Genomic DNA, 24,364 nt, shown 5'->3' with positions numbered 1-24,364 from the left:
TGTCTAGATCCTACTTTGCGGCGGCGCGACCGGCGCGCCGGCCATAGAAGCTGCCGTCACCGAGGGAAGCACCGCTGACATAGCCGCCGGCACAGAGCCCGGAGGTGCAGCGGCCCGCGGCGAATAGGCCGGGAATCGGTTCACCGGAGACGTGCAGCACTCGCGAGTCCAGATCGGTGCGCAGCCCGCCGAGGGTGAAACCCGCGGTGAAGCCCCGCATGTCGAAAGCGGCGAGCGGGGTGCCGATCGGTTTGACCCACTCCGGCTTCTTCCCGAGCAATGGATCCTTGCCGTCGGCGGCGTGCAGGTTGTAGCACTCGACGGTGCCCTGCAACGCGCGCTCCGGCAGACCCATATCGGATTCCAGCTCCGCGACGGTCTCGGCCGCCCAGGTCGGCGGCTGCCGGAAGAACGGCGTGGATGTCACGGTGGCCAGCGCCGCCTCGAGCGACTCCTCATCGATGACCAGAAACGCCTGATTGTCCTGCTGGATCAGCGTCGCCTGTCCGATCCGGCCCGGATAGGTGTCCTCCGGGATATAGCGCTGACCACGCCCGTTGACCAGAATGCCGCGCGCCAACAGCTGCGGATCTCCGAAGAACGCCACCTCGGTGGCATCCATATGCGCCAACTCCGCACCCAGCGCCTGCGCGACCAGAATGCCGATGCCGTCGTGCTCTTCGATGGCGGCGGCGGGCCGCCCGATCAGCCGCGGCGCATAGCCTTCGATCATCTGCTGGTGGTAAGCGAAACTGCCGGTGGCGAGCACCACCCCGCGTTCGGCGCGGATCGCGACCTCCTTGCCGAAGCGTGTCGCGAGGACGCCGACCACCCGATCGGTCTCGTCGATCACCAGCCGCCGGATCCTGATGTCGTATTCGATGCCGACACCGAGACTTTCGGCGGTATCGGCCAGCGGCTTCATCAGCATGTAGCCGCCGCTCTTGGCGCCGATCTTCTTATCCGCCATTTGCGGAACATGGCCGCGCGGCGCGGGTTTCGCGATGGCGTTGAACGGCGCGGCATTCTCGCCGCCGGAGTACATCAGTCCCTCGTCGTGCGGCGGTTCCCAGCCGGGCTCACCCCAGAACTCCTCCTTGAACGGCACCCCGTTGGAGACCAGCCAGTGGTAGTGCTCGACGCTGTTCTGGCAGTAGTCCGCGATCTTCGCCCGATCCTGTCCGGGACCGAGCGCGGCCTGCAGGAATGTCTCCATGTTCTCCGGCGTGTCCTCGAAGCCGAGCGCTTGCTGCAAGGGGGTGCCGCCACCGAGGTAGATGAATCCGCCCGCCATGGCCGCCGCACCGCCCCAGCCGCCGGTACGTTCCAGGATCAGCACGTCGGCCCCCGCGCGTGCGGCCTCGATGGCGGCGCAGACACCGGCGATGCCGTATCCGGCGACGACGACATCCGCCTCGAAATCCCATGCGGCGATCGCGGCGGCCCGCAGCGGCCGGATCTTTGCGGCATCAGACATGTTTCGCGTTCCTTACTTATTCGCGTCTTGGGACGACCCCGACGATTCGGACTCCGCCACCTGTTCCGACTGCTTGCGTGCCGCCTTTTTCTGTTGGGCGACAATCGTTCCCACCAGCAGGTCGAGTTTGGTGCCGGTCGGCCAGCCGACGTAATAGCAGAGGAACAGCGCGATCTCGTGCAGCTGCGCCTCGGTCAACTCCTCGTTGCGCAGCGCCGCGCCGATCTGGATACCCGCCGTATCCATCGCGCCCCCGGCGGCGAGCGCCCCGAGCAGGATCAGTCGGCGGTCCCGAATGGTGAGTCCAGGACGCGACCAGATTTCGGCGAAGAGATGATCGGCCGTGACCGCGAAATGGTCGCTGGGGTAGTCCTGGAATTCGGTGCCGTAGACCTCGGCCATCTTGGCCAGCCCGCGCTGACGTACCGAATCAGCAGATCCGTTGTCGCGCCCACCCGGCACCCGACCGCCACCCCCCGTCGAATCGCTACGCGATGCTTCACTCATTGGATTTCCTTTCCTCCGGCACGCCGAGCCCGGACCCGAGGCGGTCGAGAGCCAATTCCGCAAGCGGCAGTTCGACGCCGAGTCGCGCGCCGAGATCCAAGGCCAGGCTGAGATCCTTTTCGCCGAGATCGCGCACGTGACTCAGGATCGGCAGCCAGAAATCATTCGGTTCGATCGGTGCGGTGCGGTCGCGCAGCATGATCGCGCCGGGACCGCCGGTGACCGCGTCGGAATGCCGGACGACGTTGCCCAGCACGGTGATATCCAGATCCGCCGCCTCGGCGAGCCGCTGTGCCTCGGTGGCCGCGGTGAATGCGATGAAATGCAAGAGGTTGCGCGCCAGCTTCATTCGGGTGCCCGCGCCGACCGGCCCGGCGTGCACGACCAGATCGGCGAAGCAGCCGAAGGGTCCGCGCACCCGCTCGAATGCCATATCACTGCCGCCGACCATGACCGCGAGCTTGCCGCGCGTAGCGCCGGCCGCACCGCCGCTGATCGGCGCGTCCACCAATTCGACTCCGTACTCGGCGCATTCGCCAGCCAACTCTTCGGCGGTCCGGTCGCTGATGGTGGAGTGCACGGCGATAACGGTGCCCGGGGCGGCCGTCCGCAACACCCCCTCCGGTCCGGTGACCACCGCTCGCACCTGTGCGTCGTCCAGTACGGTCACCGAAATCACGGCCGCCTTCTCGGCGATTTCCGCAGCCGAAACAGCCGATGCGGCACCGGCTTCGGTGAGCGGTTGTACCGCATCGGGGCGCACATCGCAGACGGTGAGTCCACCGGGCCAGGACAGCAGGCTCTTTGCCATCGGTGCGCCCATATTGCCCAAACCGATGAAGCCGACCGGCAATTCGCTACTCATGACCGGAACACTTGTCCGCCGTCGACATTGAAGATCTGTCCGGTGACCCAGCTGGCCTCGTCCGAGAGCAGATACAGGCAGGCGCCGACCAGGTCATCCGGTGTTCCCATGCGCTGGAGCGGCAACCGTTTCACCATGTCGTCGACAATGACGCTCGGTGTCACGGTTTTGGTGGCTTCGGTATCGATGGGACCGGGCGCGATGGCATTGATGCGAATCTTGGAACCGCCGAGTTCGAAGGCGAGCTGCTGGGTCAGGCCGTTGATGCCGACCTTGGCCAAGCCGTAGAAGCTGGAGTAGGTCCATGCGGCAGTGGAGGATTGGTTGACGATCGATCCGCCGCCCGCCTCGACCATGTGCTGCCACACCGCGCGGGTCATATTCAGCGCACCGTCCATATTCACGCTCATGAACTTCTTGTAGTAGTCCCAGGGCACGCTGAGCAGCAGGTTGAGTTTCATATCGCCGTAGATGGCGGCATTGTTCACCAGATGGTCGATCGCCCCGAATTCGCGGACGGTCAATTCGGCGAGGGCGGTGGCCGATTCCGGATCGGCAACATCGACCTCGCCGAAGACGGCGCTGCCACCACCGGCGGTGATCTCGGCGGCTACGGCCTTACCGCGCTCGGCATTCAGGTCGGCGACAACGACATTGGCGCCTTCGTTCGCCAGCGCCTTGGCGTATGTCGCGCCGATACCTCGGGCGGCGCCGGTGACGATGGCTGTCTTTCCCGGGAATCGAGTCATGAAATCAGCTCCTTGCGGCTGTTTGTGGTCTATCCGGCGGTCGCGACGAGCTTGGTTTCCAGGTATTCCTCGAATCCGGCGAGGCCCATTTCCCGGCCGATGCCGGATTGTTTGAAGCCGCCGAACGGTGCGTCGGCCGAGTACCAGACGCCGCCGTTGACACCGATCGTGCCGGTGCGAACGCCATTGGTGACGTGCCGAATTCGGTCCGGGTCGGTGCCCCAGACCGAGCCGGAGAGTCCGTACGGGGAGTCGTTGGCGATCCGGATCGCATCGTGGTCGCCGTCGTGCGGGATCACCACGAGCACAGGTCCGAAGATCTCCTCGCGGGCGACCGTCGCGGTATTCGGCACATCCGCGATCAATGTCGGTTCGATGAAATATCCGCGCTCGCGGCCCGCCGGTCGGCCGCCGCCGATCACGATCCGGCCGCCCTCGGCACGCGCGATCTCCAGATACCGCTCGACTCTTGCCCGCTGGCGCTCGGAGATCAGCGGTCCGCAGACGGTGCGCGCATCGGCCGGATCACCAGGAACGATGCCCGACAGGGTGGCCGCCGCGGCCTGGATCGCTTCGTCGTATGCCGCGCGCGGCACCAGCAGCCGGGTGGTGAGGGCACACCCTTGTCCCGCATGCACGGCCACCGAAAACGCCGCCACCGAACAGGCTCCCGCGATATTCGCGTCGTCGAGCACGATGAATGCCGATTTGCCGCCGAGTTCGAGGAAGGTCTTCTTCAACGTCGTCGCCGCGCCGGTCATCACCGATCTACCGGTCTGCGTCGAGCCGGTGAAGCTGATCATGTCGACGCGCGGATCGGTGGTGAGCTGCGCGCCGAGACCGTGATCGGTGGAGGTCACGATATTGACGACGCCGGGCGGAATATCGGTCTGCTCGGCAATGATCGCGCCGACGGCCGCCGCACACCACGGGGTATCCGGTGCGGGCTTGAGTACCACGGTATTTCCGGCCGCGAGCGCGGGACCCAGTTTGGCGAAATTGATCTGGTGCGGGAAGTTCCACGGTGTAATGGCACCGACAACGCCGACCGCCTCGCGGCGCAACACCCGATGGCTCTCGATGCCCATCGGTGTCGCAGTGCCGAGATCGGTTTCCCAGCTGTAGGTTTCGGCCAGCGATGCGGAAAATGACAGATCTGCGACCGGGCCTTCGAGTTGTGGCCCTCTGGTCAGCATGGTCGGCGCGCCCGCCTCCGCGACGGTGATCTCGCGCAGTTCGTCGACATCGGCCTGCAATGCGGTGCGCAACTGTTCGAGGCAGCGGGCGCGGAAGGCGTGATCGCGCGACCAGTCGGTGTCGTCGAATGCCGTGCGCGCGGCCGCGATGGCCGCGTCCATATCCGCGCCGTTCGCATTCGCGGCCTGACCGATGACCGCTTCGGTCGCCGGGTTCACCGTGGCGAAGACGCCGTCCCCGCCGGTGACCAGTTTGCCGCCGATCAGCAGGCGCGAACCGTCGGCGGGCAGGAGGCTGCTCATAAAGGCTCCGATACTGTCTGGACAGGTGTACGGAATATAGTCTCGGTCCGCTCCCGTACGCAAGAACTCGTTTCATATTCATGGTCCAGAACCAGCCTGACCGCCCCGACGAAAACGACCATCCGCCATTCGGGACAAACCCGAACCTCACCCAGATTGTTCAGGGAAACCTCTGTCGATTCCGGCATGCCGGTGGTACCGTCCAGACACATGTCCAGCTATGTGTCTCCCATTGATGACGCGACACCGTTCACCAATGAGAACCGGTTCTCGAATTCCGGGTTATCGCGATGACGGCCGCCTCACTGGAGCCCCTGACCTTCGACCCCTACGACTACGCATTCCACGAGGACCCGTACCCCACCTATGAGCGGCTGCGCACCGAGGCGCCGCTCTACTACAACGCCGACCTGGATTTCTGGGCGCTGTCCCGGCACGCGGATGTGACCGCGGCCTTCCGTGACAGCGTCCGCCTGTCCAGCGCCAACGGGGTCTCGCTGGATCCGGCGGCGTGGGGTCCGCACGCGAGCCGGGTGATGTCGTTCCTGGCCATGGACGATCCGCGGCATATGCGCATGCGCCGCCTGGTCTACAAGGGCTTCACCCCCAAGCGGGTGGCCGAGATGGAAGACCGGATCACGGACCTGACGCTGTCCTACCTGGAACCGGCACTCGCGACCGGCGAGTTCGACTGGATCGATGAGGTCGCGGGGAAACTCCCGATGGATGTCATCTCCGAACTGATGGGCGTGCCCGAGGCCGACCGCGCCCAGATCCGCAGGCTGGCCGATCTGGTGGTGCACCGCGAGGACGGCGTCCTGGATGTCCCGATGGCCGCCGCGCAGGCATCGATCACGCTGCTCACCTATTACGCGGAAATGGTCGCCGCGCGAAGGCGTGCTCCGACAGCGGATCTCACCTCGGCGCTACTGGATGCCGAAATCGACGGCGACACCCTGTCCGACGAGGAGATCATCGGCTTCATGTTCCTGATGGTGGTGGCCGGTAACGAGACCACCACCAAACTGCTCGGCAATGCGCTCTATTGGAGCGCACGCAATCCGAGCGAATACGCCAAGGTCGTCGCGGAACCCGAGCTGGTCACCGACTGGGTCGAGGAGACGCTGCGCTACGACACCTCCAGCCAGATGGTCGCGCGCTGTGCCGCGGTGGATATCGACCAGCACGGCCGCACCATCCCGAAGGGCGCGAAGGTGCTATTGCTGATCGGTTCGGCCAATCGGGATCCGGAGGTCTTCGCCGACGGCGACAGCTACCGCATCGGGCGCACCGACAAGTCCGGACTCGCGAGTTTCGGTGCGGGCGTGCACTTCTGCCTCGGCGCCCACCTCGCCCGGCTGGAGGCCAACGTCGCGTTGCGCGAATTCGCTTCGCGCGTGCGCTCTTACGACGTCGTCGACGCCGGGATCAAGCGCGTGCACTCGACCAATGTCCGCGGATTCGCCAACCTGCCCGTCATCGTGGAGGCCGAATAATGCCACGGTTCGAACCGAATCCGGTGCGCCGACCGGCGATTGTGGCCGGAGCATCCTCCGGTATCGGCGCCGCGACGGCCGAAGCGCTCGCCGAACTCGGACACCCAGTCGCGCTCGGCGCGCGCCGGGTGGATCAATGCGAGGCGCTGGCGGCCAAAATCCGCGCCAACGGCGGCGAAGCCTTCGCCCACCAGCTCGATGTCACCGACGCGGCATCCGTCGACGATTTCGTCGCCGCGGCCGAAGACACCCTCGGACCCACCGAAATCCTGGTCTCCGGCGCGGGCGATATCGAATTCTCGCTGGTGCACGAGATGGAACCGGATCGGTTCCTGCAGCAGGTGCAGGTGCATCTGGTCGGCGCGCACCGGCTGGTGCACCGGGTACTGCCGGGCATGATGCGCAGGCAGCGCGGCGATTTCGTCTTGATCAGCTCCGACTGCGCCGAGGAGCCCCGCCCGCGCACCGGCGCCTACAGTGCTGCCAAGGCCGGGCTCGAGGCAATGGTTCAGCAGATGCGAATGGAGCTGGAGGGCAGCGGAGTTCGCGCATCACTGGTGCGCCCGGGGCCGACACTGACCGGCATGGGCATGAATTCCACTCCCGAGGTGGTCGGGCCGATGCTGGAGGACTGGAAGGCCTGGGGTTTCGCCCGTCACCCGTACATGCTGCGTGCGAGCGATCTGGCCGCCGCGGTCATCGCCGTGGTCTCCGCACCGCGCGGGGCGCATCTCGTGCTGGTCGAGGTCCAGCCCGAGGCCCCGCTGCGTCCATTCCCGCTGCGTCCATCCCCGCTGGGTCCATTACCGCTGGGTCCATTACCGACCGCCGAGGGCAGGAGCCGACCGTGAGGATCGTCGTCGATCTGGATCTGTGCCAGGGGCACGCCGTCTGCCAGGACGAAGCGCCCGCGGCCTTCACCGTGCCCAAGCGCGGCAAGGTCGAGATCCTCGACCCGACACCGGGTCCCGAAGCCCGCGCGGATATCGAGCGCGCGGTGCGCTACTGCCCCACCCGAGCGCTGTCGATCCGCGAGGACGAATCTGGGGGATGGCAGCCGGCGGAGCCTGCGGAGCCGGCGGGGCGGGCAAACACTGCGAAAGGAACACGGTAATGCCAGATTTCGACCGCACCGAACTCGACGAGATGGTCCGGCGCTGGGTGCTGGAGAATCAGCGCTGCGAGGAAAAGGGCGACTGGAAGCCGCTCGCCGAGATGTACACCGAGGACGCCACCTACGGCTGGAATTACGGTCCGACCCAGGAATTCATGGCAGTGGGGCGGGCCCAGATCCGGGAACTCGCACTCGGTCAGGAGATGGATGGGCTGGAGGGCTGGTCCTATCCGTACCAACAGTTCGTCATCGATGCGCGCAGCGGTGATGTCATCGGCTTCTGGAAGCAGATCAGCGACAACAAGCGATCCGACGGTCGCAACTACAGTCCGGAGGGCATCGGCGGCAGCTGGTTCCGCTACGGCGGCGACTACCAATGGTCCTGGCAGCGTGACTTCTTCGACTTCGGCAATGTCTCGCAGTTGTTCGTGGAGATGATCCAGAACAACGCACTGACGACAGGAATGCAGAAGCGAATCCAGCGGTCGGTCTCCGGAAAGACGCTGCCGGGCTGGTATCGGATCGGCGAAGCACCGGTTCCGCTGTGGTGATTTCGAGCTTCGACCGGTTGTCGCGGGCCCAGCTGGCGACGCTGGTGCCCGAACTGCTGCTGTGCGGTCATCTGATCGACCGGTCCGGAATGGCGCATTCCATCGGGGCATTCGGGCGGGAGGGCATGGCGGCGGTCGCCATCGAGGAGTGGCAGCTCGCCAGTCCGGTCTATACCCGCCGGATGCGCCGGGCGCTCGATTTCGAGGGCGATGATGTGCCGACGATCTTCAAGGGCCTGCAACTCGATATCGGTGCGCCGCCGCAGTTCATGGACTTCCGTTTCCGCGTCGAGGATCGCGATCACGGCGAATTCTGGCTGGACCACTGTGGCGCCCTGGCGGATGTGGAGCCGCTCGGCGAGGAGTTCGTGGTGTCCATGTGCCACGACATCGAGGATCCGACCTTCGACGCGACCGCCCTCGCCACCAATCCGCATGCCCAGGTGCGGCCGATCCACCGGCCGCCGCGTCATCCGGCGGACCGAAAGCCGGTGTGCGCGTGGACCGTCGTCATCGACCCGGCACATATCCCACCGCCCACACCGCCGAATGCCGAGGTGGTGGCCAACTCCCGAGCCGCACTACTGGAACTGTCCCCCATCGATAAGGACGATCCCGGCCAAAGCGATTACGCCGGTCCGCTGCTCAGTGATCTGCGGTTCGCCGACTTCTCCAAATCTGCGCTGGTGCGCATGGCCGACGAGGTCTGTCTGCAACACCATCTGCTCACCATCGGCTTCATGACCGCCGTGCGCGCTCGGTCCGCCGACACCGCAACCGATATCGGCCGCAAACAATTCACCGGCATCGCCGGACTCACCTCCGAGCGAATTCGCAACGCACTCGGGCTCGGCGACGATCCGGCCGCGCTGGCCGAGGTTCTGCTCCTGCATCCGGCATGGAATCCCTTGCCGTACACCGGCATCGACGTATCCGTCACCGACGATGCGGTACGACTGCGCGTGCCGTGGCACAGCGATGCCGACACCGACCGCACCTGGCCATCGATGATCGACCCCGACCATCCAGCACCGTTGGCGGCCATGGTGCGCGGCGTGAATCCACGGTTCGACGTGCACTCGACCACTTCCGACCAGCACGGCTGGACCGCTGAGATAGCCCTCGCCGCAGCGCCGTTCAAGGAGGCGACCGAGGTGGCCATCACCCGGATCAGCACCGGCGCCGCCTTCACCTTCACCGACCGCGGTATTCCGCTGCCGCTCACCGTCATTCGCTGAGAGTGAATTGCCATGTCCCACAATTTCGCCGATCTCTTCGAGCATGCGGTCGACGCGATGCCCGATTACCCGTTGGGCGCGGGAGTACGCGGCGAGCCGCGCACCGGATCATCAGGCGGATTGAACCATGTCTCGGCATGTATTCGACCAGGTCATCGCCAGCGAGCCCCTGACAGCCATGATGAGAACGTGTTCTAATTCGAGGGCATCTGCCGTCAGCAGGGAGAAGGTCCGATGAATACAACCGAAGCCAAGAAGGATTCCGCACCGGCGCTGCCGGCCCGGATCACCGAAGCGCTGATCGGCGGGCTGACCGCAATGGTCGCGGCCTCCGGCACCGCCGATCCGTATTCGATGGTCGAGGTCTACACCGGCGCCGCGGTCGGTGAATTACCGCAGTCGACCCCCGAGGACGTCGCCGCCGCCTACGCGACCGCCCGCGCGGCCCAGCAGGAATGGGCCGCTTGGCCGCTGCGGCGCCGGCTCGAGGTCTTCGCACGCGCACACGACCTGATACTCGCCGAATACGAAACCATCGCCGACCTGATCCAGATCGGCTGCGGTAAAACCCGCCGCATGGCCTTCGAGGAATCCTGCGATGTGCCGATGGTCATCAGCCACTACCTCGAGACCGCACGGCGGGTGCTGAAGCCCAAGCGGCGCGGCGGCCCGGTGCCGCTGATCACCACCTCGACCGAGCAGCACCGCCCCAAGGGCGTCGTCGCGGTCATCGCGCCGTGGAATTTCCCATTCGCCATCGCGCTCTCGGATTCGATGCCCGCGCTGATGGCGGGCAATGGCGTCGTAGTCAAGCCCGATAACAAGACCGCGCTCTGTGTGCTGTTCGGGGTGGAACTGCTGTACAAGGCCGGTCTGCCGAAGGGGCTGTTCCAGGTCGTCTGCGGCGAGGGTCCCGATGTGGGTCCGGCCTTGATCGACAATGCCGACTTCGTCATGTTCACCGGCTCGACCGCGACCGGGCGGGTGGTCGGCGCAGGCGCGGGCCGAAATCTGATCGGCTGCAGCCTCGAACTCGGCGGCAAGAACCCGATGATCGTGCTGGACGATGCGAATCTCGACGAAGTGATTCCCGGTGCGGCATTCGCGGTCTTCGCGAATTCGGGCCAGGCCTGTATGCACATCGAGCGGATCTATGTGCAGGACAGGTTGTACGACGAGTTCGTGCGCCGATTGGTCACGGCGGCAGACGAATTGAACGCCAAGATCGGCGCCGCATACGACTTCACACCGGAATTCGGCTCGCTGGTCTCGGTGCAGCATTTGGAGCGGGTCGCGGCGCACGTCGAGGACGCGCGCGCGAAGGGCGCGACCGTGCTGACCGGCGGCAAGGCGCGACCGGATATCGGCCCGGCCTTCTATGAACCCACCGTGCTCACCGAAGTCACCCCCGAGATGACGCACGCGACCGCGGAGACCTTCGGTCCGGTGGTGAGTGTCTACCGGTTCACCGACGAGCAGGAGGCCATCCGGCTCGCCAACGACACCACCTACGGCCTCAACGCCAGCGTCTGGAGCCGAGACCTGGCCCGCGCCAACCGAATCGGCGCGCAGCTCGAGGCCGGGAATATCAATATCAACGACGGCTTCGTGACCACCTACGCCGCCAAGGGCACCCCGTCCGGTGGTGTCAAGCAATCCGGCGTCGGCACCAGGCACGGCGATCAGGGCCTGCTCAAATACACCGACACCGTGAATATCGGCGTGCAGAAGCGCCAGGTGATGGCCGCCCGCGCGGGCCTGCCCTACCAGAAGCAGTTGAAGACCACGCTGACGACCCTACGACTCATGCGCCGGCTCAGGCTGCGCTGAAACACTTTTCACCCCAGGAGGTAGCTATGGCAGCGCCCGGGTTCCCGGCAGGCTTCGATTTCACCGATCCCGGGCTGTGGGAAAACCGCATGCCGGTCGAGGAATTCGCGACCCTGCGCCGCACCGCCCCGGTGTGGTGGTGCGCGCAGCCGGATGCGACCTCCGGCGGGTTCCGCGACGGCGGCTACTGGGTGGTCAGCAAACACGAAGATGTGAAGGAGATTTCGCGTAACCCGGAAATCTATTCCTCCGCGCAGAAGGGCGCGATCATCCGGCTGCCCGACGATGTCACACCGGAGCAGATCGAACTCACCGGTGCGCTGCTGGTGAACATGGATGCGCCCAAGCATGCCAAGACCCGCCGGATCGTCTCCAAGGGATTCACCCCGCGTGCGGTGGAGGGTCTGCGCGCCGCACTCACCGAACGCGCGGCGCGAATCGTGCACGAGGCCAAGCGAACCGGCGGCGGCGACTTCGTCGAGCAGGTCGCCTGCGAACTGCCACTGCAGGCCATCGCGGAACTGCTCGGCGTGCCGAACGCCGACCGCCACAAGCTGTTCGAATGGTCCAACCAGACGCTGAACTACGACGATCCGGAGTACGGCGACGCCGCCACCGCCTTCACCGAAATCCTCGGCTACGCCTGGAATATGGCCGAAGAGCGCCGCGCCTGTCCGGTCGACGATATCGTCAGCCAATTGGTGCACGCCGATGTCGACGGCGAAGCGCTCGGTTCGGACGAATTCGGATTCTTCGTCATCCTGCTCGCCATCGCGGGCAATGAGACCACCCGCAATGCCATCACCCACGGCATGAAGGCCTTCGTGGACCATCCGGAGCAGTGGGAACTGTATCGGGCGCAACGGCCACGCACCGCACCCGACGAGATCGTCCGGTGGGCGACCCCGGTGAATGCCTTCCAGCGCACTGCGGCCCAGGACACCGAACTCGGTGGACAGCAGATCGAGCAGGGTCAGCGACTGGGAATCTTCTACAGTTCGGCCGACTTCGACGAGGACGCCTTCGAGAATCCGTTCACCTTCGACGTATTGCGCGATCCCAATCCGCACGTCGCATTCGGCGGCACCGGTGCGCATTATTGCGTCGGGGCGAATCTGGCGCGACTGGAGATCGACCTGATGTTCAACGCGATCGCCGATGTCATGCCGCAGATCAGCCAGGTCGCCGATCCGGTACGGTTACGATCGGGGTGGATCAACGGAATCAAGAACTGGCAGGTGCGATACGAATGAATATCCGCAACATTCCCCTACGTACCCTCTCCGGCGACCCGGCAACACTGGGCGAATTGGTCGGAGATAAGGCGGTACTGCTGGTCAATGTGGCCTCCAAGTGTGGGCTGACGCCGCAGTACACCGGACTCGTCGAACTTCAGAAAACGTACGGTGACCGCGGTTTCAGCGTGGTCGGCGTGCCGTGTAACCAGTTCATGGGCCAGGAGCCGGGTACCGCCGAGGAGATCGCGGAATTCTGCTCGACCACCTATGGCGTCGACTTTCCGCTGCTGGAGAAGACCGATGTCAACGGTGACGAGCGGCATCCGCTCTACCAGGCACTGGTGGAAGCCGCAGATGCCGAGGGCACAGCCGGCGATATCCAGTGGAACTTCGAGAAATTCCTGATCGATCGCGAGGGTGCGGTGGTCGGCCGGTTCCGGCCGCGCACCACCCCCGACGACGCCGCGGTGGTCTCCGCCGTCGAATCGGTTCTGTAGCAATAGCGGCCGGAGCTCGGCGTCCGAGCTCCGGCCCGCTTGCTCACGCCATCGCGAAGCGCAGCAGGGCCTGCTTATCGCCCTGCTTGATCTTGCCCTTGCGATTGAGCACCTCGAGCTGCCAGCTTCCGCCGTTGCGGAAAGCCTTGGCCACGGCATTGGCATTATCCGTGCCGAGCAGCGACGGCCAGATATCGGCCACCTGCTGGGCGCTGCCGCCGGTCGCGTCGTAGACCTTGAAGCTGATGTTGTTGGCCTTCTCGAACGAGGAGCCCTTCTTGAAGGCCGCGGCCACGAAAATGATCGCGTCGATGGCCTCGGGCACATTCGCGAAGGTGACGTGCACCGATTCGTCGTCGCCGGAGGCCGCGCCGGTCTGTTCGTCGCCGGTGTGCTGGACCGAGCCGTTGCCGAGCGGGTCGAGGGAGTCGAGTCCGGCGAAACGCACCGGCTCGGCGCCTTGCATGAGGATGGCGATCAGATCCAGGTCCACACCGCGCTTGCGGCGCAATAATCCGACCGCGCCGCCGCTGGTGCCCCCCGACGGGTCCCAGCTCACCCCGACCGTCAGCTTGGTGATGCCGTTGAGATCAGCGGCGCCATCTTCCTTTTTGAGCGTGATCATGTCTTCACCCTACAAGCGAATTCGGAAGTCCATGGGGCCCAGAATCTTCCCGCTCACACTCTCGTAACTGGGCGTTTGCCTAGACCTTTCGCCGCCTGCGGTAGCGCACCGCACAGGGCTGTTGCAGCTGCACCACCATCTTGCTGTGGTCGTTGCGGTAGCTGTCGGATGGTTGTGCCATTTCGAATTCCCAGTCCCGCAGCAGTATCGAGAAAATCGCCTTGAGCTGCATGAGCGCGAAGGCCGCACCGACACAGCGATGTCTGCCGGCCCCGAAGGGGATCCAGGTCCAGCGGTTGACGATATCCGCCTGATTCGGATCGATATAGCGGTTCGGGTCGAACAGATCCGGATTCGGAAAGTCCTCCGGAATTCGGTTGGAGATGGCCGGAGTCGCCGCGACCAGATCGCCCGGTGCGATGCGATGTCCGCACACCTCGAATGCGCCCTGCGCCACCCGCATCAGAATGATCAGCGGCGGATGCAGGCGCAGTGTCTCCTTGATCACCGCTTCCAGATTCGGAATCCGACGCAGCGCGCCGAAACTGATATCGGAGCCGTCGGCGTACAACTCGTCGAGTTCATCGACGACGCGACGCAATTCCGCCGGATGCCTGAGCAATTCGATGACCGACCACGCCGCGGTACCCGAAGTGGTGTGATGGCCCGCGAACATCATCGAGATGAACATCCCGGTGACCTCGCTCGCGCTGAATCGCGGCTGCCCCTGCTCGTCCTTGATCGAGATCAGGATGTCGAGCATGTCCCGATCTTCCTTGTTCGCGGGCGGATTCGCGGCGCGGCCATCCATGATGCCCTGCACCAATTCGACCAGTTCGGCGCGGGCGGCGTCACGGCGCCGGAAACTTTCGATCGGCGCATACGGATCCACATAGGCCAGCGCGTCGGTGCCGCGCTCCAGATCGTGGTAGAGGTGGGCGAAGCGTTCATCGAGTTCATCGCGGAAGCGCTTGCCGATCAGGCAGGCCGATGAGGTGTAGATGGTCAGCTCGGCGAAGAAGTCGAGCAGGTCGATCCGACCCTCGTCACCCCAGTTCGCCAGCATGCGCTCGACCTCGCGCCCGATGGTCGCCGCATGCCCGCGCATTTGTTCCGCACGCAAAGCCTGGTTGTGCAGCATCTCCTTGCGCCGCTCCGGACTGGCGTCGAACACCACGCCCTCGCCGAAAATGGGCTTCATGAACGGATACGCGGCGGCCTGATCGAGATCCTCGTCGCCGGACCGGAAGAAGAACTCATTGGCCTCGGCGCCGGACAGCAGAATCACATGACGCCCGGCGAGATCGAATGCGCCGACATCCCCGCACTCCGCCCGTACCCGGTGCATCAAAGCCAATGGATCGACGCGGAATTCCTCGAGATGCCCATGCTCGTGATCGCCTCCGGAAACCCGCAGCGGCTTGACCAGAGTCATGAAAATCCTCCTGGGATATCTGTCCACACATGTGATGGACACGTGTCTGGACAGTACTACGATGGGTGTGGGCAGGCAAGGCTCAGCGCCCGATTTCGCCCCCTGTGCCTGGGAGAAAGCGTGTTGCCGCGACAAAAAGCCCGACACTCGCAGTGCCGAGCCTCTTGTTCGTCCGACAGCGATCGACCTCGCCGTAATCGCGGGCCATGCGGTCTGCCGATGCGGCAGCTCCCGGCCAGGTGTTGGGCATGCGTGATGCTCGCGCATGCCCAACCCGGGCAGGGCTGGACGTGCCCGCGCCGACGGTGGGGCCGCCCTCGCGGATGGCGAAGTCGAGGCCCGGCTCCAGCGGGACCGGGCGGCCCAATTCGACTGTCAGGTCGATGGTTTCGCCAGGGCAGCCGTCATCGCGTCCGCGACCGCGGACTCCAGAGCGATGGTGTGGCCGAACATGCACGGAACTGTACGGGCCGAACGGAACCCGGGCGCGAGCCATTTTTCGCGCCCGGTTGGGCTGTCAGTTCAGTGGGGCCGAGCGCCACCAGCGCAGGACCTTGTCCTGAGCACCCGCCAAACCGTCGGCGTACATGAGGAATTGGGCGCGCTTGCTGTCGCCGGTGAACGCGGTGACGATCTTGGGCCCATCGTTGACGAACTTGTAGTTCGTGTAGGTCTTGCCACCGTTGGAATCGGTCGACTTGGTGGCGTCGGAAGGCAGATTGCTCAGCGCCTTCTGCACATCGGAGGCGTTCTTGTAGACGTAGATCGTGTAGAACGGGTCGTCGTTGTCACCGCCGCCGTAGCAATCCCACTGCGCGGCCCAGGCGCCGAAGTCCGGCGTGCCCGGCGTGGGCAGCGTCAGGTCGCCGGTCTTGTGGGCACTGCATTTCGCGCCGTTGTAGCCGACCGAATCGGACTCGCTGGCAGGCACCATGCGCGGGAACTCTTTGCTGATCGCGGCCGCGGTCGCGTCCACCGAGCCGCTGCCACCACCGTTGGAGTTACTCGACGAGGTCGTCGTGCTGCCGCCACTGGAGTTGGACGAACCACCGTTCGATACCACGCCGATGATCGCGAGCACGATCACCAACAGGATCACCAGACCGACGCACAGTGCGACGATCAGCCCGACATTCGATTTGCGCTGCGGCGGTGCGGGCGGGCGCGGCCCGCTCATCGGCGGCCGGGGCGCGAATCCGAGCGGCTGTTGGTTGTAAGGATTGCTCGGATGCGGTTGCGCGGTCTGCACCGGCTGCGGACGCGGGGTGCTCTGCGCAGCGGGATTGACGGTCGTCGGCGCCAACGGCTGCGGCTGCACGGTGTGCGGAGCGCTCGTCTGCGGGTACGGGCCGCTGGTCTGCGGATACGGTCCGGCGGTCTGCGGGTACGGACCGTTCGTCACCGGATGCGGGGTACCGGTCACGGGCATCGGCTGCCCGGTGACCGGCCGGGGCGCACCCGTCACCGGAATCGCCGGTCCGGCACCCGGACGCGGGCCGACCACCGGCATCGCCGGGACGCTCGGACTGGTGAACGCCTGCTTGGCGGCTTGCGCGAACTCCGAGCACGAGGCGAACCGCTCATCGGGTCGCTTTGCCATGGCCTTCGCCAGCACCCCGTCCAGTTGGAACGGCAGTCCGGGACGGACACTGCTCAATGCCGGGGGCGTGCCCTGCAGATGTCCCTGGATCACTGCCGCCGGATTGGTCGCGGCGAACGGACCGGACCCGGTGAACAGCCAGAACAGCGAGCAGGCCAGCGAATACTGATCCGAGCGGTGATCGAGCGAAGCGCCGGTCAGCTGTTCGGGCGAGGCATAGGCCAGAGTCGCGGTGAAGGTGCCGGTCTGGGTGAGATGGCCGGTGTCGTCACGCAGTCGCGCGATACCGAAGTCGGTCAGGTAGACCCGCTCACCGCGCCCGCCGCCGGAGCGGGCGAGCAGGATATTCGCGGGCTTCACATCACGGTGCAGTACGCCCATACCGTGCGCGTAGTCGAGCGCGTCGGCGGTCTCCTTGATGATCTGGACCGCGCGCTCCGGCGGCAGCGACTTGGGATCGACCGATGCGGCGTCGATGCCGTCGATGTACTGCATCGAGATCCACAGCTGCTCGTCCTCGAGGCCGCGGTCGTAGACGGTGACGATATTCGGGTGATCGAGCTGCGCAACCAGATCCGCCTCCCGCTCGAACCGCGCCCGCACCTCCTTATCGAAGAACATCTCTCGATTCAGCAGCTTCAGCGCCGTCATCCGCGGCAGTCGCGGATGTTTTGCCAGGTACACCGAACCCATGCCACCGCGACCCAGTTGCCGATCGATGACATAGCCGGCGAATACGTCACCGCTGGCCAGCATGTCTGCTCCACTTCCCGTCCGCCCACCGGGACCCACCGATGAACGGACGTACAGCATAAGAATGCGCGATCAGGACCTCCTGACCACGGAAAACATCGAAACCTTAGCAGGATTCGCTTAAGCCCTGGTTATCGTCGACTTATCGGTATCGACGTTGTTTCCGGCTACGGCGGAGGGCGCGGCGTTGGTCCGGGCGGCGTTCTGCCGGGACGACGTGGGATATCGGGCAGGGCGATGGTGCCGGGTCGCGGCGAACGGCGCGGCGGCAGCGGCAAGCGCGGCTGGGACGTTCTCGGGGACTCGGGGGCACTGCGGCTGGTCGGCTCGGTCGGCCGGGCGGTTCTGCTGCTGCCGACCCGTTCGGAACTGTTGGGGGGCACCGCGTTTCCAGACGGCACCGCGTTTCCAGACGGCACCGGGTTCCGGGCCGGACCGGCATCGCGAGGAGGTTCGGTGCCGGGACGCGATTCGGGACCCACGCCCATCGGCGGGCGATACGAACCGTTCGCTCGAGGCGGGTGCGGCGCGGACGACACCAGCGCCCGCCGAGCCGCCACTGCGAATTCGATACAGCTGCCGAACCGGTCCGCGGGCCGTTTGGCCATGGCCCGCGCCAGCACCGCGTCCAGCGCGGGCGGCACGTCGGGGCGATGCCGGCGCAGCGACGGTATCGCCCCGTACAGATGCCCGTTGACGACGGCCATGGGATTCGCCCCTTGGAACGGTCCGACACCGGTCAGCATCCAGAACAGCGAACAGGCCAGTGAATACTGGTCGGCCAGGTAGTCCGGCGTACCGGTCAGTTGTTCCGGCGCGGCGTATGCCAGTGTGGCGGTTATGGTTCCGGCCGAACTCAGCGTGGACTCGCCATCGCGCATGGCCGCGATGCCGAAGTCGGTGAGCAGCACCCGTTCCGGCTGTCCGATCGGCGCCTTGGCCAGCAGGATGTTGGCCGGTTTCACATCGCGGTGCAGCACGCCGTTGCCGTGTGCGAAATCCAGCGCGGCCGCGGTATCTGCGACGATCTGCACCGCGCGACCCGGCGCGAGCACATTGACATCCGCACAGGACGCATCCGCGCCGGGCACGAATTGCATCGAGATCCACAGCTGCTGATCCTCGGCGCCACGGTCGTAGACGGTGACGATATTCGGATGGTCGAGCTGGGCGACCAGATCGGCCTCCCGCTCGAAGCGGCGCCGGATCTCGGCATCGGTATACAGTTCGCGCTTCAGTAGTTTCAGCGCGGTCAGGCGCGGCAGGCGCGGATGCTGGGCCAGGTAGACGGTGCCCATACCGCCCTGGCCGAGCACACGTTTGATCGTGTATCCAGCGAAAACATCGCCAGTTCGCAGCACAGTGGATTCACCCCCCGTATCGGGTCGAGCACCTGGATCCTACCGATGTATCTGTTCGCAGGGCCCGGACGCAACATCTTCGTTGCGGTGGACGAAGACGTTGTCGGTGGCACTCGTTAGGCTCGGCCCCATGCGCATTGGAGCACACGTCCGGCTCGACAGCGATCCGATCGGCTTCGGTGAAAAACTCGGCGCCGATGTCATCCAGCTGTTCGTCGTCGACCCGCAGAGTTGGGACAAACCGACCCCGCATCCGCGGACCGAGCAGATCCTCGCCAGTCCGATCGATGTGGTCGTGCACTCGTCCTATCAGATCAATGTGGCCAGCCTGAACAATCGCCTGCGCATGCCGTCGCGCAACGCGGTCGCGCAGCAGGCCGAGGCGGCCGCCGATATCGGCGCATTCGGCCTGGTGGTGCACGGCGGACATGTCCGCTCCGACGGCGAACTCGAGACCGGAATCGATAACTGGCGCAAGCTGTTCGAACGTCAGCAGGACAAGGGCGGCTTCGCGGTGCCGATCCTGATCGAGAACACCGCGGGCGGCAACCACGCCATGGCCCGGCATTTCGATTCGATCGCCCGGCTCTGGGACGCGGTCGGCGATTTCGGCGCGGGCTTCTGCCTGGACACCTGCCACGCCTGGGCGGGCGGTGAGGATCTGGTCGGCGTCGTCGAGCGGATCAAGGGCATCACCGGCCGCATCGACCTGGTGCACCTGAACTCCTCACGCGACGAATTCAATTCGGGCGCGGACCGTCATGCCAACTTCGCGGACGGAACGATCGATCCGGAGTTGCTCGCCGAGGTATGCCGAACGGCCGACGCCCCAGTGGTTCTGGAGACGCCAGGCGAAGGAGTCGCCGAGGACCTCGCATACCTGCGAGACCACATCGGCTGAGCCGCCCGCAGCCCTGTCCACGTGTCAGCAGACCCAACCGGACAGCTCACCGAGGGCAGTCGAATGGTGGCCGGAAACGCCGCCGGCAACTGCCATTCGACTACTCTCGACAAACGCTCGAGAACGCACGGGTGTGGGGTTGGGATCATGGCGACGAAAACCCTGGTCGGCCTGGGTGTTTCGGTGATGTGCTCGATGGCGCATCAACCGATTCAACCCAGCGAAGGTGATCTCATGACGGTCGACTACGCCCAGACAACCGCCACCGTGACCAAAATCGGCGCCCGCATCGGCGCCCAGGTCGACAATGTCCGGCTCGGCGGCGATGTGGACGCGGCAACCGTCGCGGTGATCCGGCGCGCGCTGCTCGAGCACAAGGTCATCTTCTTCCGCGGCCAGGACCATTTGACCGAGGACGGGCAGTACGAGTTCGCGCAACAGCTCGGCACTCCCACCACCCCGCATCCGACAGTCACCTCGTACGGCGTCAAGAGCCTGGCCATCGACTCGGAGTACGGCCGCGCCAATAGCTGGCACACCGACGTCACCTTCGTCGACCGGATCCCGAAGGCCTCCATCCTGCGCGCGGTCACCCTGCCGACCTACGGCGGCTCCACCACCTGGGCCTCCACTGTCGCCGCCTACGATTCGCTGCCGGAGCCGCTCAAGCGCCTGGCCGAGAGCCTGCGGGCGGTGCACACCAATCTCCACGACTACGCCGCCACCGACGTCGACCGGAGCAACCCGAACACCGACGCCTACCGCGCCGAGTTCCAGTCCGACTACTACGAGACCGAGCACCCGGTGGTGCGGGTGCACCCGGAGACCGGTGAGCGCGCCCTGCTGGTCGGGCACTTCGTCAAGCGCTTCGTCGGGGTCTCCACCAGCGAGTCCCAGGCCCTGTTCCGCCTGTTCCAGGACCGCGTGACCCGGCTGGAGAACACCACTCGCTGGAACTGGCAGCCCGGTGACGTCGCGATTTGGGATAACCGCGCCACCCAGCACTACGCCGTCGACGACTACGACAACCAGCCGCGCAAGCTGACCCGGATCACCCTCGCCGGCGATATCCCGGTCGGCGTCGACGGCCTCGCGAGCACCCCACACCACGGCAATGCCGAGCACTACTCGATCATCGAGGAAGCTTCCCCGCTCGAAGTGTGACGACGATCGCACGGCTGCCGCAGTACGCCGATTGTGCTGCGGCAGTTGAGGGGCCGTGCGGTTGCGGTACCGGCATTCGCCGAGGTACGAGGTCGGGCCGTTGCCAGGCGGCACGATAGTACAGACTGATGCCATGAGTATCAGCCCGCTGGACGGGGTTCGCGTCCTGGAACTCGGCAATTACATCGCCGCGCCGACCGCTGGTCGCATCCTCGGCGATTTCGGTGCCGAGGTGATCAAAGTGGAGCGCCCGAAGGCCGGCGACGAGCTGCGCAACTGGCGACTCTACGGCGGCGATACCTCGATGCTGTTCCGCACCATCAACCGGAACAAGAAGTCGATCACGCTGGATCTGCGCACCGAGGCAGGTCGGGGCATCGTCCTGGATCTGCTCCGGCACTGCGATGTGCTGCTGGAGAATTTCCGGCCGGGCATGCTCGAGAAGTGGGGCCTCGGTCCGGAGGTGCTGAACGAAGTCAATCCGGATCTGGTGATCACCCGGATTTCGGCTTATGGGCAAACCGGGCCGCTGGCCGCGCGGCCCGGTTTCGCGGCGGTCGCCGAGGCGGTCGGCGGCCTGCGCGAACTCGTCGGTGATCCGGATCGGCCGCCGGTTCGGGTCGGCGTGTCCATCGGTGATTCGATCGCGGGGATCTACGCGGCGTTCGGCACGGTGATGGCGCTGTTCCAGCGGCAACGCACCAACGAGTCGATACCGCTTGGCGAACGCGTCATCGATGTAGCGCTGAACGAGGCGATCCTGTCGGTGATGGAATCGCTGGTGCCCGACTATCTTGCCTACGGCATCAACCGCGAGCGGGTCGGCGGGCGGATGGAAGGCATCGCGCCGAGTAATGCCTACCCGACCAGCGACGGTGCGAGCATCATCATCGGCGGCAACGGGGATGCCATCTTCCAGCGCTATATGGAGGTGATCGGCCGTCCCGATCTGGCCGCCGATCCGGAACTGCGGGACAATGCCGGACGCTGGCGCAATCGCGAACGGCTCGACGCGTCCATTGCCGAATGGACCGTGCGGCACACCCGCGACGAGGCGTTGAAACTGTTGGAGGCGGCGGCCATTCCGTGCGGCCCCATCTACACCGCCGCCGATATCGTCCACGACGAGCAATACAAGGCGCGCAATATGATTCAGCCGTTCCTGGTGGATGTCGGTGCGCCGCAACCGAAGACGGTCGGCTTTCCCGGCATCGTGCCGGTGATCGGTGGAAAGTCCCTGCCGATCCGCAATGTCGGACCGGACCTGGGCGAGCACACGCGCGAGGTGCTGTCGGAACTGCTCGGAATGAGCGATGCCGATATCGCCGGATCGGAGGCGTGATGCGCGCCGGTATCAATGGAGTGGAGGCGGAATGACGCGACGGGTATACGGCAGGCGTCGACCGCCGGGGCGCAGTGCGCGCGAAGTGAGTGCGCCCGGACACGCGCGTCCGACGGTGCATCCCACCCCGGCCACGAATGAAAAGCCCTGCGGTGGGGTGATGTGCGTGCCGATGCAGGTGCGTCAGGCGCCGCCGACCCGGGATGCCCGGGAGGAGGAGTGATGCTGCGCGATGTGACCTTGCGCGACGGGCTGCAGTTGACCGGAAAGGTGCTGCCGGTCGAGCGCAAGGTGGACATCGTGCGCCGACTGCTCGCCGTGGGCGTGCCCGCACTGGAGATCGGGTCGATGGCACGTCCCGATCTGGTGCCGCCGATGGCCAACACCATGGAACTCATTGCCGCGCTGAGCCCCGAAGAGCTGCAACACTGTTGGGTCTGGGTGGCCACGCCGCGCCATGTGGAGAAGGCCGCCGCCGCGGGCGTGCGCAACTTCCAGTACTGCTTCTCCGCATCGGACGCGCACAATAAGGCCAATATCGGCCGCAGCACCGAAGACAGTGTCGCCGCGATGCCGGATGCCGTTCGGTTGGCGCGGGAGGCGGGCGGCGAAATCCAGCTCTGCCTCGCCACCAGCTTCACCTGCCCCTTCGACGGTCCCGTCGATCCCGAGCGAGTGCTGGCCATTGCCAACGACCCGCGCACGGAGGGCGCTCGCGACATCGTCATCGCTGACACCCTGGGCCAGGCACACCCGCCCCAGGTATCGGAGCTGATCTCGGCGGTGCGTGACCGAACCCCGCACCGCCGCATCGTCTTCCACGGTCACGACACCTGGGGCATGGGCGTCGCCAATACCCTGGCCGCCCTGCAGGCCGGAGCGACCATGGTCGACGGCTCTCTCGGCGGCCTCGGCGGCTGCCCCTTCGCCCCCGGCGCCAGCGGCAACACCGCCACCGAAGACATCCTCTTCGCCACCCGCCCCACCTGGTTCACCCCAGCGATCCTGGCCACCCTGGTAACCCTCACCGAAGCCCTACTCACCGACCTCGACGAACCCAACCGCTCCCGCACCGCCGAAGGCACCCGCTCCGAAGCCTCCGCCTTCGAATGGGTCACCCCCGTCCCCTGACCGCCGCACGAGCAGTGCGTACTCGCAAAGCTATAGCCCCTGCGCGGTCACCAATGTCTGTGCGCCACCCGCTACTTGCTCAGTGCGGTTGTGGCCGAGGTGAATTGGTAGTGCACGAAATCGCGGACGGGTTCGAAGCCGATGGTGCGGTAGATGTGGTTCGCGGTGGAGTTGGCGATGTCGGCGAAGAGGCAGACGTTCAGGTTGTTCCAGCGCAGGGTGCGGGATAGGTGGGCGGTGAGGATGCCGGCGTAGCCGTTGCCGCGGTGGGCCGGTGGTGTGTAGACGGGTCCGATTCGGGACCAGCCGAAGACCGGGACCTGGTGTGCGGCAAGGGAGACGGGCTCGCCGTCGCGTTCCCACAGCCACCAGCGACCGGTCGCGATGCGAATCCGGATGGCGATGGTGGTCAGGGTCGGCGGCGGCATACCGGATTCGAGGCGCATGGCTTCGACCCATTCGGCACACAGGCCGACATCGGAATCGGTTGCGCGACGGGCTGATCCGGCGGCCTTCGGAAGGTTCAGATCCGCGAGCCGGTAGAGGCGCGTCGCGTACACCTTCCGATAGCCGACACCGTGCCGTTTGCCCCAGCGCTCGGCAAATTCGGTCGCATCGTCGGTCGCGCCCTCGACCCCGCCCGCGTCCGCAGCGACCTCGGCCATCGCATCGGCAACGGGCACAATACTTCCCGCGGGCAGCTCACCGAGATACACGCCGCGTCCGGCCGCGCGCATGGCAACGCCGATGACCGACGCGTCGTCGTCGTGGACGGACAGGAACCGCGAGCAGTCGGCGTCGACCTGCATGCCGGTCAGGTGGTTGGCGATCCCGGTGGTGATCACCGTGTGCCGCAACGGATCACGCAGCAGAAACGGCTCGGTCAGCGACCGGAACCGTGCGGCATCGGCGGTGATCTCGATCCTCATACCGGATTACGCTAGAGCCCGAAAGCCCTGCGCGCTCTCGATTATCCGCGCCGCCGCGGCAC

At 65.7% G+C, this 24,364-nt stretch carries 22 protein-coding genes and 1 pseudogene; 12 read left to right on the top strand and 11 right to left on the bottom strand.

Annotated features, from left to right (window positions below; genetic code table 11):
- Positions 1-10: 10 nt before the first annotated feature.
- The 5 genes from ACQPXH_RS07760 to ACQPXH_RS07740 form a co-directional block, all read right to left on the bottom strand.
- Positions 11-1,477 (bottom strand): FAD-dependent oxidoreductase, encoded by a 1,467-nt coding sequence (locus tag ACQPXH_RS07760; RefSeq protein WP_433601614.1) that lies wholly within the window; start codon positions 1,475-1,477, stop codon positions 11-13.
- Between the two features lie 12 nt (positions 1,478-1,489).
- The gene (locus ACQPXH_RS07755) at positions 1,490-1,879 is read right to left on the bottom strand and encodes a carboxymuconolactone decarboxylase family protein (protein ID WP_433603358.1); all 390 of its coding nucleotides are present in this window, start codon (positions 1,877-1,879) and stop codon (positions 1,490-1,492) included.
- A gap of 97 nt (positions 1,880-1,976) precedes the next feature.
- Complete coding sequence (locus ACQPXH_RS07750; RefSeq protein ID WP_433601613.1) at positions 1,977-2,849, bottom strand: NAD(P)-dependent oxidoreductase; 873 nt, start codon at positions 2,847-2,849, stop codon at positions 1,977-1,979.
- The gene (locus ACQPXH_RS07745) at positions 2,846-3,598 is read right to left on the bottom strand and encodes an SDR family oxidoreductase (protein WP_433601612.1); all 753 of its coding nucleotides are present in this window, start codon (positions 3,596-3,598) and stop codon (positions 2,846-2,848) included. Before ACQPXH_RS07745 ends, ACQPXH_RS07750 begins: the two co-directional genes overlap by 4 nt.
- A gap of 29 nt (positions 3,599-3,627) precedes the next feature.
- Complete coding sequence (locus ACQPXH_RS07740) at positions 3,628-5,097, bottom strand: aldehyde dehydrogenase (protein WP_433601611.1); 1,470 nt, start codon at positions 5,095-5,097, stop codon at positions 3,628-3,630.
- A 290-nt stretch (positions 5,098-5,387) separates the two neighbouring features.
- On the opposite strand from ACQPXH_RS07740, the gene ACQPXH_RS07735 reads away from it, so the two are divergent.
- From ACQPXH_RS07735 to ACQPXH_RS07700, 8 genes are all read left to right on the top strand, one after another.
- A complete protein-coding gene (locus tag ACQPXH_RS07735; RefSeq protein WP_433601610.1) occupies positions 5,388-6,593 on the top strand; it encodes a cytochrome P450 in 1,206 nt (401 codons plus the stop codon).
- Positions 6,593-7,444: an SDR family oxidoreductase gene (locus tag ACQPXH_RS07730; RefSeq protein WP_433601609.1), complete on the top strand. Its 852-nt coding sequence runs from the start codon at positions 6,593-6,595 to the stop codon at positions 7,442-7,444. The genes ACQPXH_RS07735 and ACQPXH_RS07730 overlap by 1 nt, the downstream gene beginning before the upstream one ends.
- Positions 7,441-7,707: a ferredoxin gene (locus tag ACQPXH_RS07725; RefSeq protein WP_433601608.1), complete on the top strand. Its 267-nt coding sequence runs from the start codon at positions 7,441-7,443 to the stop codon at positions 7,705-7,707. The genes ACQPXH_RS07730 and ACQPXH_RS07725 overlap by 4 nt, the downstream gene beginning before the upstream one ends.
- Positions 7,707-8,258, top strand: a complete 552-nt coding sequence (locus tag ACQPXH_RS07720; RefSeq protein WP_433601607.1) for a nuclear transport factor 2 family protein — start codon at positions 7,707-7,709, stop codon at positions 8,256-8,258. The genes ACQPXH_RS07725 and ACQPXH_RS07720 overlap by 1 nt, the downstream gene beginning before the upstream one ends.
- Positions 8,252-9,496 carry a hypothetical protein gene (locus ACQPXH_RS07715; RefSeq protein ID WP_433601606.1) on the top strand — a complete coding sequence of 415 codons (1,245 nt, stop codon included), beginning with the start codon at positions 8,252-8,254 and terminating at the stop codon, positions 9,494-9,496. The genes ACQPXH_RS07720 and ACQPXH_RS07715 overlap by 7 nt, the downstream gene beginning before the upstream one ends.
- A gap of 234 nt (positions 9,497-9,730) precedes the next feature.
- Positions 9,731-11,326 (top strand): succinic semialdehyde dehydrogenase, encoded by a 1,596-nt coding sequence (locus ACQPXH_RS07710; protein WP_433601605.1) that lies wholly within the window; start codon positions 9,731-9,733, stop codon positions 11,324-11,326.
- A 26-nt stretch (positions 11,327-11,352) separates the two neighbouring features.
- Positions 11,353-12,579, top strand: coding sequence for a cytochrome P450 (locus ACQPXH_RS07705; RefSeq protein ID WP_433601604.1), 1,227 nt, complete (start codon positions 11,353-11,355; stop codon positions 12,577-12,579).
- Positions 12,576-13,061, top strand: coding sequence for a glutathione peroxidase (locus ACQPXH_RS07700; RefSeq protein ID WP_063045920.1), 486 nt, complete (start codon positions 12,576-12,578; stop codon positions 13,059-13,061). The genes ACQPXH_RS07705 and ACQPXH_RS07700 overlap by 4 nt, the downstream gene beginning before the upstream one ends.
- Positions 13,062-13,104: 43 nt before the next feature.
- Here ACQPXH_RS07700 and ACQPXH_RS07695 read toward each other — a convergent pair whose 3' ends face one another.
- From ACQPXH_RS07695 to ACQPXH_RS07675, 5 genes and pseudogenes are all read right to left on the bottom strand, one after another.
- Positions 13,105-13,686 carry a TerD family protein gene (locus tag ACQPXH_RS07695; RefSeq protein WP_063045919.1) on the bottom strand — a complete coding sequence of 194 codons (582 nt, stop codon included), beginning with the start codon at positions 13,684-13,686 and terminating at the stop codon, positions 13,105-13,107.
- A 79-nt stretch (positions 13,687-13,765) separates the two neighbouring features.
- Positions 13,766-15,121: a cytochrome P450 gene (locus tag ACQPXH_RS07690; protein WP_433601603.1), complete on the bottom strand. Its 1,356-nt coding sequence runs from the start codon at positions 15,119-15,121 to the stop codon at positions 13,766-13,768.
- A gap of 292 nt (positions 15,122-15,413) precedes the next feature.
- Positions 15,414-15,518 (bottom strand): annotated as a pseudogene (locus tag ACQPXH_RS07685) (hypothetical protein); the annotation flags it as partial.
- 120 nt (positions 15,519-15,638) lie between these two features.
- Positions 15,639-17,477, bottom strand: coding sequence for a serine/threonine protein kinase (locus tag ACQPXH_RS07680; protein ID WP_433601602.1), 1,839 nt, complete (start codon positions 17,475-17,477; stop codon positions 15,639-15,641).
- 164 nt (positions 17,478-17,641) lie between these two features.
- Entirely contained in the window at positions 17,642-18,835 is a 1,194-nt protein-coding gene (locus tag ACQPXH_RS07675) for a protein kinase domain-containing protein (protein ID WP_433601601.1), read from the bottom strand.
- 130 nt (positions 18,836-18,965) lie between these two features.
- On the opposite strand from ACQPXH_RS07675, the gene ACQPXH_RS07670 reads away from it, so the two are divergent.
- The 4 genes from ACQPXH_RS07670 (at position 18,966) to ACQPXH_RS07655 (ending at position 23,373) form a co-directional block, all read left to right on the top strand.
- Positions 18,966-19,736, top strand: a complete 771-nt coding sequence (locus tag ACQPXH_RS07670; RefSeq protein ID WP_433601600.1) for a deoxyribonuclease IV — start codon at positions 18,966-18,968, stop codon at positions 19,734-19,736.
- 234 nt (positions 19,737-19,970) lie between these two features.
- On the top strand, positions 19,971-20,900 hold the full coding sequence (locus ACQPXH_RS07665) for a TauD/TfdA dioxygenase family protein (protein WP_433603357.1): 930 nt from the start codon (positions 19,971-19,973) through the stop codon (positions 20,898-20,900).
- 133 nt (positions 20,901-21,033) lie between these two features.
- Positions 21,034-22,242: a CaiB/BaiF CoA transferase family protein gene (locus ACQPXH_RS07660; RefSeq protein WP_433601599.1), complete on the top strand. Its 1,209-nt coding sequence runs from the start codon at positions 21,034-21,036 to the stop codon at positions 22,240-22,242.
- A 222-nt stretch (positions 22,243-22,464) separates the two neighbouring features.
- Positions 22,465-23,373 (top strand): hydroxymethylglutaryl-CoA lyase, encoded by a 909-nt coding sequence (locus ACQPXH_RS07655; RefSeq protein WP_433601598.1) that lies wholly within the window; start codon positions 22,465-22,467, stop codon positions 23,371-23,373.
- Between the two features lie 71 nt (positions 23,374-23,444).
- Here ACQPXH_RS07655 and ACQPXH_RS07650 read toward each other — a convergent pair whose 3' ends face one another.
- Positions 23,445-24,302 (bottom strand): GNAT family N-acetyltransferase, encoded by an 858-nt coding sequence (locus tag ACQPXH_RS07650; protein ID WP_433601597.1) that lies wholly within the window; start codon positions 24,300-24,302, stop codon positions 23,445-23,447.
- Positions 24,303-24,364: the final 62 nt, after the last annotated feature.

The organism is Nocardia sp. CA-135953 (assembly GCF_050955735.1).
Lineage (GTDB): Bacteria > Actinomycetota > Actinomycetes > Mycobacteriales > Mycobacteriaceae > Nocardia.
This window is presented reverse-complemented; position numbering and strand designations above follow the sequence as displayed.